Below are 7,223 nucleotides of genomic sequence, written 5' to 3' on the forward strand. Positions count from 1 at the left end.
GTGCGGCACCCGCCGGCCCGTGGCAGCCGGAACGCGGTTCCGGGCCGGAGGGCGGGCGGGGCGTGGGGAGCGGGTGGTGCGCCTGGTCACAGACGTGTCGCGGCTTGAACCCGCGGACGGGTCATGCGCGTGGTGCTGTCGGCCGGAGGTGACCCGCCCGTCCGCGGACGTCGCGGGACGGGGAGGTGGCGCGGCGGTTGCCGCGCGGCGCCGACGGGGTGAGCGGACGGCTCAGACGAACCGACAGATGGCACTGGACGTGCGGCCCAGGTCGATGTGGCGACGCGAGGTCAGCTGGGGCAGCAGGAGGAGCGTGCGGCTGAGCGATCTCATGGCGGCACCCCCTCGTGATCCCTAGTTTTCCTACCTGGCTGATAGGGATCGTGGCAGAAGCCGGCGCCCAGCCCAAGAGGGCGTTCGTATGTTGGACGGGCGTATCTCGGAATACGGGATGGGCGACAACTGCCCCATCCCGTCGGAGGTTCGCGGGCGGCCGCGGACCGTGCCGCCCGCCGCCGGTCAGCCGGGCAGTACGAACGGCGGGTGCGTGCCGTTGAGGAAGTAGTCCCCGATGTCGCGGAGCCGGTGGGCGACGGGCTCGTACAGGGTGTGGGTCCTGGCGTTGCGCCAGAAGCGGTCGAAGCCCAGGCGTGAGGACGTGGAGCGGACGCCGACGATGTCGAGGGCGCGGGCGGTGGACTCCTGGGCGGCCCGGGAGGAGGCGGCTTCGGCCATGGCGACGAGGACGGAGATGTCGGCGTACTCGTCGTACGTGAGGTCGTCGGCACGTGTCAACGCGCCCTGCACGGCAGCCAGCGCCTGATCGGTGAGCGCGGACGCGGAGCGGGTGAGGACGGTCAGTTCCCCGTAGGCGGCCAGCACCTGTGCGTCCTGGGGGGAGCCGGCCGGCCGCGCGGGGTGCCAGGCGGAGTGGCTCAGCCTGCTGTACTCCCGGGCCTCGGCGAGCACCCCCTCGGCCATGCCCAGCCGCAGTTGGACGGAGAGGAGCCGGCCCACCGGCGAGGCCAGGGCGGCCAGGGGCGAGAGGAAGTCCTCGTCGGCGGAGAGAGGGCCGAGTACGTCGTCGGCCGCGACCGGTACGGCGTCGAACTCCACGCTCCCGCCGGCCGACAGGCGCTGGCCGAAGGTGTCGGTGTCGGCCTCGACACCGACACCCGGGTGGGCGGGATCGACGACGACGGCGAGGGGTTCTCCGGTGTCCGTGCGCACCGCACACACGGCGATGCGGTCGGCGACCAGGACTCCGGTGGCGTAACTCTGCTGCCCGTCGAGCACCTGGCCGCCGCGGGTCCCGGTCAGCGTCAGCGGACTCTCCTGACGGGCCAGGCCGCCGCCCCAGCACCACTGCTCCGCCGCGTACCGATGCTCCAGGCGGGCGGCGCGGGAGGGTTCGGTGAAGAACCGGGCGCTCCACGACAGGAAGTAGTGGGAGCCGAGCAGTTGACCGATCGCGCCGTCGGCCGCGGCGATCTCCCGGACCACGGCGTAGGCGGTGGGCCAGTCCGCGCCGCCTCCCCCCGACCCCGCGGGCGCAAGGAGTGTCAGCAGTCCCGCCTCCCGCAGCCGGGACACCTCGTCGAACGGGGGCTTGCCCGCCTGCTCCCGGGCCACCGCGTCCGTGGCCAGGTCGTCCGCGGTCTCGCGGGCCACGCGCAGCCAGTACGCGCGGCCGGGCCCGGTCGGGTCGGGCTCCGAAAGGGTGCCGGACGGCGCGGTGGCAAGGCCCATGGTGGAGGTCTCCTCAGAGTCAACGGCAGTGTGTGGAGCGGGCGTCGTGCTGCTGGTCGGGCACGTACTTGTAACCCACGCGCCGCACGGTGACGATCCGTTGCCGGTGGGCGGCGCCCAGCTTGCGGCGCAGCCGGGCGACGTGGACGTCGACGGTGCGGCCGTCGCCGATGTGGTCGTAGCCCCAGATGCCGACCATCAGCTGTTCGCGTGTGTGCGTCTGGTGCGGATGCTCGACGAGGTGCGCCAGCAGGCCGAACTCCAGGTAGGTCAGGTCGAGTTCCCGGCCGTCCAGTTCCGCGACGTGGCGCGCGTGGTCGATGCGGATGCCGTCACTCGCCGTCTCCCGCACGGGGCGCGGGTCCGTGGGAGTGCCGAGCGCCCGGATCTCGGGCGGTTGCACGTCCTCGGCGAAGAGGTCGGCGGGGTCGGTGCCTTCGGGCACGAGCACGAGATAGGCGACGAGGGGGCTGGAACCCCGCACCTCGCCGCCGGCCCGCGTGGTGTCTCCGACGAGGCGGAGACGGGGTGCGTCGGTGAGCGGCGAGCCGGACGGGGTGACGTCCTGAGCCGGAAGTGCCGTGGTCATGGCGATCGTCCTTCGGAGGTGCGTCGGGACTGCGGCGCGGCGGAGATGGGCGCGCTCGGTTCCCGGAATGGGAGAAGAAGGAGCGGAGCGGCGCGTGCTGGGTGTCAGCCGTGTGCCTTACGCGCGACAGCAGGCGGCGCTGGCGACGTGACCAAAGTCGACATGCCGACGACGAACGAGTCGTAGCTGCGCGGGGGACATGTGCATCATCCTGCGCACCTGGCACCCGGCCCGTCAACGCTTCCCTAGTAAATCGATAGGAAATGTAGGGAAGACCACAGCGGCGGTGACCTCACCGGTCCGCGTCGACCACCGGACGGGCCCCGGACAGGGGCACCCGCTCCAGCCGCATCGCCCGCGGGATGACGATCCGGCGCAGCGTGCGCAGTCCGCCGGTGCCGAGCGCGTGGCCGGCGTCCGTCTCGATGACCGCGGTTAAGGTGGGGCCGAGCAGGTTGAGTCAGGATTCTCTCCGAAGGAGGGATGCGGGCACGCCGGCCGGCAACGGCGGCACACGTGTTCACGGGGACGGCGCGCCGAGCGGTGCGACACGGCGCGCGGGTGTCAACCACGCCTGAGCCGCCCCCGCTCCTCCGTACGTCCGGCATCCGGGCCGTAGTTGACGGGGCGCGAGATGTACTGCTCAATGGTCCGCATGAATGCCGCACAGCGTCTGGTCACCCGTGGCCACATCGACTTCGGTCGGGTGTGGTCCGCCGCGTGTTGCGCCTGAAGCGGCAGCGGGCCGTCTGACCGGCCCCTCCCTCCCTCGGTCACCCCTGAGCGGGCCGAGTTCCTCCCTCCGCGGCACCGTCGCACGCACACGCTGACGCGCACCGACACGCGCTGACCGCGCTGCGCTGCCACGGAACGTCCTGCGGCCCGGGCCGCGCTGCCGCCGCCCCACCTCGCCAAGGCCCCCGGCCCGGCGCCATCACACCCGTTCCCCCGGCTTCCCGGCACCCCGCGCGCGCCGTCGTACCCGGCCGCGCCGCGCCGTGGGCCGCCCCGCCGTGCCCGCACGCCGCTTCGCCGACCCCCGGCACGGAACCCGCACTTGAGGAAAGGCCACCTCCCATGCCAGTGGAGTTCCTCGGCATCGCCGCCACCCACGACGGCTCCGAGACCACCGCGCGCTCCGGCGCCGCCTTCGACAAGGAGTACACGCTCCGGCTCGCCCGTGCGCACGAGGAGCACGGATGGGACCGGGTGCTGTTCGCCTACGGCTCCGGATCGCCGGATCCGGCACCGGCCGCCGCGTTCGTCGCGAGCAGGCTCGACCGGCTCCAGGTCCTCCTCGCCCACCGCCCGAACGTCTCCTACCCGACCTTCGCCGCGAAGACCTTCGCCACCCTCGACCAGATCAGCGACGGCCGCCTGACCGTGCACTTCATCACCGGCGGCAACGACCACGAGCAGCGCCGCGAGGGCGACACCCTGACCAAGGACGAGCGCTACGCCCGCACCCGCGAGTACATCCGCGTCGTCAAGAAGATCTGGACCACCCACGAGCCCTTCGACCACGAGGGCGACCACTACCGCTTCCACGACTTCGTCAGCGACGTCTTCCCCGTCCAGCAACCGCGCCCCGACGTCTCGTTCGGCGGTTCGTCACCCGCCGCGTACGCCGCCGGGGGCGCCGAGGCGGACATCTACTGCCTGTGGGGCGAGCCGCTGGAGAGGACCGCCGAGCAGATCGAGCACGTGAAGGCCGCCGCGAGGGCAGCGGGCCGCGCCGAAGTCCCGCGCATCCAGGTGGCGTTCCGCCCGATCATCGCCCCGACCGAGGAACTGGCCTGGGAGAAGGCCCACCGCACGGTCGGCGCCATCCGGCAACGCCGCGAGGCCGGCCTCGGAAGGCACCACCGCAGGAGCACTCCCGAGGCGGCGGCTCCGCAGAACACCGGCTCGCAGCGGCTGATCGCCATCGCGGAGGCGGGGGAGCGCTACGACCGGGCCCTGTGGACCCCGACGGCCGCCGCCACCGGTGGCGCGGGCAACTCCAACGCCCTGGTCGGCACCCCGGAGACGGTCGCCCAGGCCCTGCTCGACTACTACGACCTCGGCGTCGACATCCTCTCCGCCCGCGGCTACGACCTGCTGGGCGACGCCATCGACTTCGGCCGGTACGTGATCCCGCTCGTCCGCGAGGAGGTCGCCAGGCGCGACACCGAGCGGGCGGCCCGCGGGCCGCAGACCCTCGCGGCGGTGGGCGAATGACCTCCGTGACCCAACCGCCGTTCGCGAAAGCCCACTTGGACGTCATCCACGTCCCGGTCTCCGACCCGCGCGTCCGGCCCCTGTTGCGCGAACTCGGCCAGGAGTACTCCGCCAGATACGGCAAGGACGCCCACGCCGAGATCGCCCGATACCCCGACGAGGAGTTCACCCCGCCGTACGGAGGGCTGCTCCTGCTGCTGCTGGAACACGGCGAGCCCGTCGCGGGCGGTGCCTTCCGCCGCTACGACGCGACCACGGCCGAGCTCAAGCGGATCTGGACGCACTCCGCCCACCGGCGGCGCGGGCTTGCCCGCCGCGTCGTCGCCGAACTGGAACGCGAGGCCGGTGCGCGCGGCTACCGCCGGATCCACCTGACCACAGGTCCGCGCCAGCCCGAGGCCCGTGGCCTGTACCTCGCCGCGGGCTACACCCCGCTGTTCGACACGGAGGCGGACCCGGAGACCGTCGGCCCGCTGCCCTTCGAGAAGCAGCTGCCGGCCGAAGCACGTGCGGCGCGCACGGGAAGGCGGCCGACCTGTGAGCCCCCGTCGAGTACCACCGCCTCGACGTCGGCTGCGCCTTCCAGAAGGGCTCCCCGCTCACCAAGGCCTTCCGGGCCGTCGTCAACGAGCTGATCGGGGACGGCGCGTACGCCCGGATCCTCAAGAAGTGGAGCACCTCCGCCTCCGCGATCAAGGCATCGCGGATCAACCCGCCCGAGCACCCCTGAGAGTCGAGCAGGAACAACACGATGGCATCCACCACCGACACCGCCCCACCCGGCGCGAACCCACCCGACACCGCTCCGCCGGCCGTCGCCTCCCCGGACACCCCACCCGACGCCACGTTCGCCCCCGGCACCACGCCCGCCCTCGACGGCCCGGCCGGTCAGGACGACACCGCCGCCCTCAAGGTCGTCCCCGCCCGGCACTACGCCCGCTGGACGGCGGCCGTCGCCGTGCTCGTGCTGCTCGCCCAGTTCGCGCACGGCCTGGCCACCAACCCGGTCTGGGAGTGGGGCGTCTTCCGCGACTACGTCCTGTCCGAGACGATCGTCCAGGCCGTGTGGGTGACCCTCCAACTCACCGCCTACGCCACCGTGCTGGGCTTCCTCCTCGGCACCGTCCTGGCCTTCATGCGCCTCTCGCGCAGCCCCGTGCTCCAGACCGTCGCCTGGACCTACATCTGGATCTTCCGGTCCATCCCGATGATCGTCCAGCTGGTGTTCTGGTTCAACCTGAGCGCCCTGTACAAGGAGCTGGGCATCGGCATCCCCTTCGGGCCGGTGTTCTGGTCCGTCGACAGCAACAGCCTCATCGGCACCATCGGGGCCGCCGTCATCGGACTGACGCTGCACCAGGCCGCCTACGCGGCCGAGATCGTCCGCGGCGGCGTCATCTCCCTCGACCACGGCCAGCTGGAGGCCGCCGCCGCGCTGGGCATCCCCCGGCTGCGCCAGATCCGCCGGATCGTCCTGCCCCAGGCCATGCGCGCCATCCTGCCCACGGCGGGCAACGAGATCATCGGCCTGCTCAAGGGCACCTCGGTGGTCTACGTGATGTCCATCGGCGAGCTGTTCTACCAGGCACAGGTGATCTACGGCCGCACCGGCCGGGTGATCCCGATGCTGCTGGTCGCCACCGCCTGGTACGTGGTGCTCACCTCCGTCCTGTCGGTGGCCCAGTACTACGTGGAGCGCCGCTACGCCCGGGGCGCCGACCGCACCCCGCCGCCCACCCCGCTCCAGCGGGCCCGCCACTTCCTGCGCGACGTGCGCTCGCAGGCGGCCCGGGGCGGCCGTCCCGTCGTACCCCTGAAGCCCCTGGGGACCGCACCCGTGGGAGACAGCCGATGAGTGAGGTGATGGTGGACGTCCACGGCGTCCACAAGAGCTTCGGCCCGCTGGACGTGCTCCGCGGTGTCGACCTGGAGGTCAGGGCCGGCGAGGTCACCGTCATCCTCGGTCCGTCCGGCTCCGGGAAGTCCACGCTGCTGCGCACCATCAACCACCTGGAGAAGGTCGACCGGGGCTGGATCAGCATCGACGGCGAACTCATCGGCTACCGCCGCGCCGGCGGCAGGCTGCACGAGCTGAAGGAGAAGGACGTACTGAAGCAGCGCACCCGGATCGGGTTCGTCTTCCAGGACTTCAACCTCTTCCCGCACCTGACCGTGCTGGACAACCTCGTCGAGGCCCCCGTCTCCGCGCTGCGCCGCCCGCGCGAGGAGGCGCGGAAGACCGCTCGCCTGCTGCTGGACCGGGTCGGCCTCGCCGACCGGGCCGACGCCTATCCGCGCCAGCTGTCCGGCGGCCAGCAGCAGCGGGTGGCCATCGCCCGCGCGCTGGCCCTGGAGCCGAAGGTGCTGCTCTTCGACGAGCCCACCTCGGCGCTCGACCCGGAACTGGTCGGCGAAGTCCTCGACGTCATCAAGGACCTGGCCCGCACCGGCACCACCATGATCGTCGTCACCCACGAGATCGGCTTCGCCCGCGAGGTCGCCGACACCGTGGTGTTCATGGACGGCGGAGTCGTCGTCGAACAGGGGCCGCCCGCGGCCGTCCTGGACGACCCGCGCCAGGAACGCACCCGCGCCTTCCTCTCCAAGGTCCTCTGACCAACCTCCCTTCGACCCACCCCTCACCCGAGCCCTCACCCCCCATCAC

At 72.3% G+C, this 7,223-nt stretch carries 7 protein-coding genes and 1 pseudogene; 5 read left to right on the forward strand and 3 right to left on the reverse strand.

The window, feature by feature from the left end:
* Nucleotides 1-231: 231 nt before the first annotated feature.
* The 3 genes from V7E45_RS37105 to V7E45_RS37115 form a co-directional block, all read right to left on the reverse strand.
* Entirely contained in the window at nucleotides 232-333 is a 102-nt protein-coding gene (locus V7E45_RS37105) for a putative leader peptide (RefSeq protein WP_333778691.1), read from the reverse strand.
* A 186-nt stretch (nucleotides 334-519) separates the two neighbouring features.
* A complete protein-coding gene (locus V7E45_RS37110; protein WP_333778692.1) occupies nucleotides 520-1,749 on the reverse strand; it encodes an acyl-CoA dehydrogenase family protein in 1,230 nt (409 codons plus the stop codon).
* 19 nt (nucleotides 1,750-1,768) lie between these two features.
* Nucleotides 1,769-2,338, reverse strand: a complete 570-nt coding sequence (locus V7E45_RS37115) for a winged helix-turn-helix domain-containing protein (protein WP_333778693.1) — start codon at nucleotides 2,336-2,338, stop codon at nucleotides 1,769-1,771.
* 1,077 nt (nucleotides 2,339-3,415) lie between these two features.
* On the opposite strand from V7E45_RS37115, the gene V7E45_RS37120 reads away from it, so the two are divergent.
* The 5 genes and pseudogenes from V7E45_RS37120 (at nucleotide 3,416) to V7E45_RS37140 (ending at nucleotide 7,174) form a co-directional block, all read left to right on the forward strand.
* Nucleotides 3,416-4,558 carry an LLM class flavin-dependent oxidoreductase gene (locus V7E45_RS37120; protein WP_333778694.1) on the forward strand — a complete coding sequence of 381 codons (1,143 nt, stop codon included), beginning with the start codon at nucleotides 3,416-3,418 and terminating at the stop codon, nucleotides 4,556-4,558.
* Complete coding sequence (locus V7E45_RS37125; protein WP_443056336.1) at nucleotides 4,555-5,193, forward strand: GNAT family N-acetyltransferase; 639 nt, start codon at nucleotides 4,555-4,557, stop codon at nucleotides 5,191-5,193. The genes V7E45_RS37120 and V7E45_RS37125 overlap by 4 nt, the downstream gene beginning before the upstream one ends.
* Nucleotides 5,109-5,288: pseudogene (locus tag V7E45_RS37130) on the forward strand (ABC transporter substrate-binding protein); the annotation flags it as partial. The gene V7E45_RS37125 and the pseudogene V7E45_RS37130, both read left to right, overlap by 85 nt.
* Nucleotides 5,289-5,309: 21 nt before the next feature.
* A complete protein-coding gene (locus V7E45_RS37135; RefSeq protein WP_333778695.1) occupies nucleotides 5,310-6,413 on the forward strand; it encodes an amino acid ABC transporter permease in 1,104 nt (367 codons plus the stop codon).
* Nucleotides 6,410-7,174: an amino acid ABC transporter ATP-binding protein gene (locus V7E45_RS37140; RefSeq protein ID WP_333778696.1), complete on the forward strand. Its 765-nt coding sequence runs from the start codon at nucleotides 6,410-6,412 to the stop codon at nucleotides 7,172-7,174. Before V7E45_RS37135 ends, V7E45_RS37140 begins: the two co-directional genes overlap by 4 nt.
* Nucleotides 7,175-7,223 lie beyond the last annotated feature (49 nt).

The sequence above is a fragment of the Streptomyces sp. IBSBF 3136 genome (assembly GCF_036815105.1).
GTDB lineage: Bacteria > Actinomycetota > Actinomycetes > Streptomycetales > Streptomycetaceae > Streptomyces.

Bases quoted from the DNA above. Each gene is read 5' to 3' on its own strand.
- V7E45_RS37125 (WP_443056336.1), top strand. From the start codon at position 4,555: ATGACCTCCGTGACCCAACCGCCGTTCGCGAAAGCCCACTTGGACGTC.
- V7E45_RS37120 (WP_333778694.1), top strand. From the start codon at position 3,416: ATGCCAGTGGAGTTCCTCGGCATCGCCGCCACCCACGACGGCTCCGAG.
- V7E45_RS37115 (WP_333778693.1), bottom strand. From the start codon at position 2,338: ATGACCACGGCACTTCCGGCTCAGGACGTCACCCCGTCCGGCTCGCCG.
- V7E45_RS37105 (WP_333778691.1), bottom strand. From the start codon at position 333: ATGAGATCGCTCAGCCGCACGCTCCTCCTGCTGCCCCAGCTGACCTCG.
- V7E45_RS37140 (WP_333778696.1), top strand. From the start codon at position 6,410: ATGAGTGAGGTGATGGTGGACGTCCACGGCGTCCACAAGAGCTTCGGC.
- V7E45_RS37110 (WP_333778692.1), bottom strand. From the start codon at position 1,749: ATGGGCCTTGCCACCGCGCCGTCCGGCACCCTTTCGGAGCCCGACCCG.
- V7E45_RS37135 (WP_333778695.1), top strand. From the start codon at position 5,310: ATGGCATCCACCACCGACACCGCCCCACCCGGCGCGAACCCACCCGAC.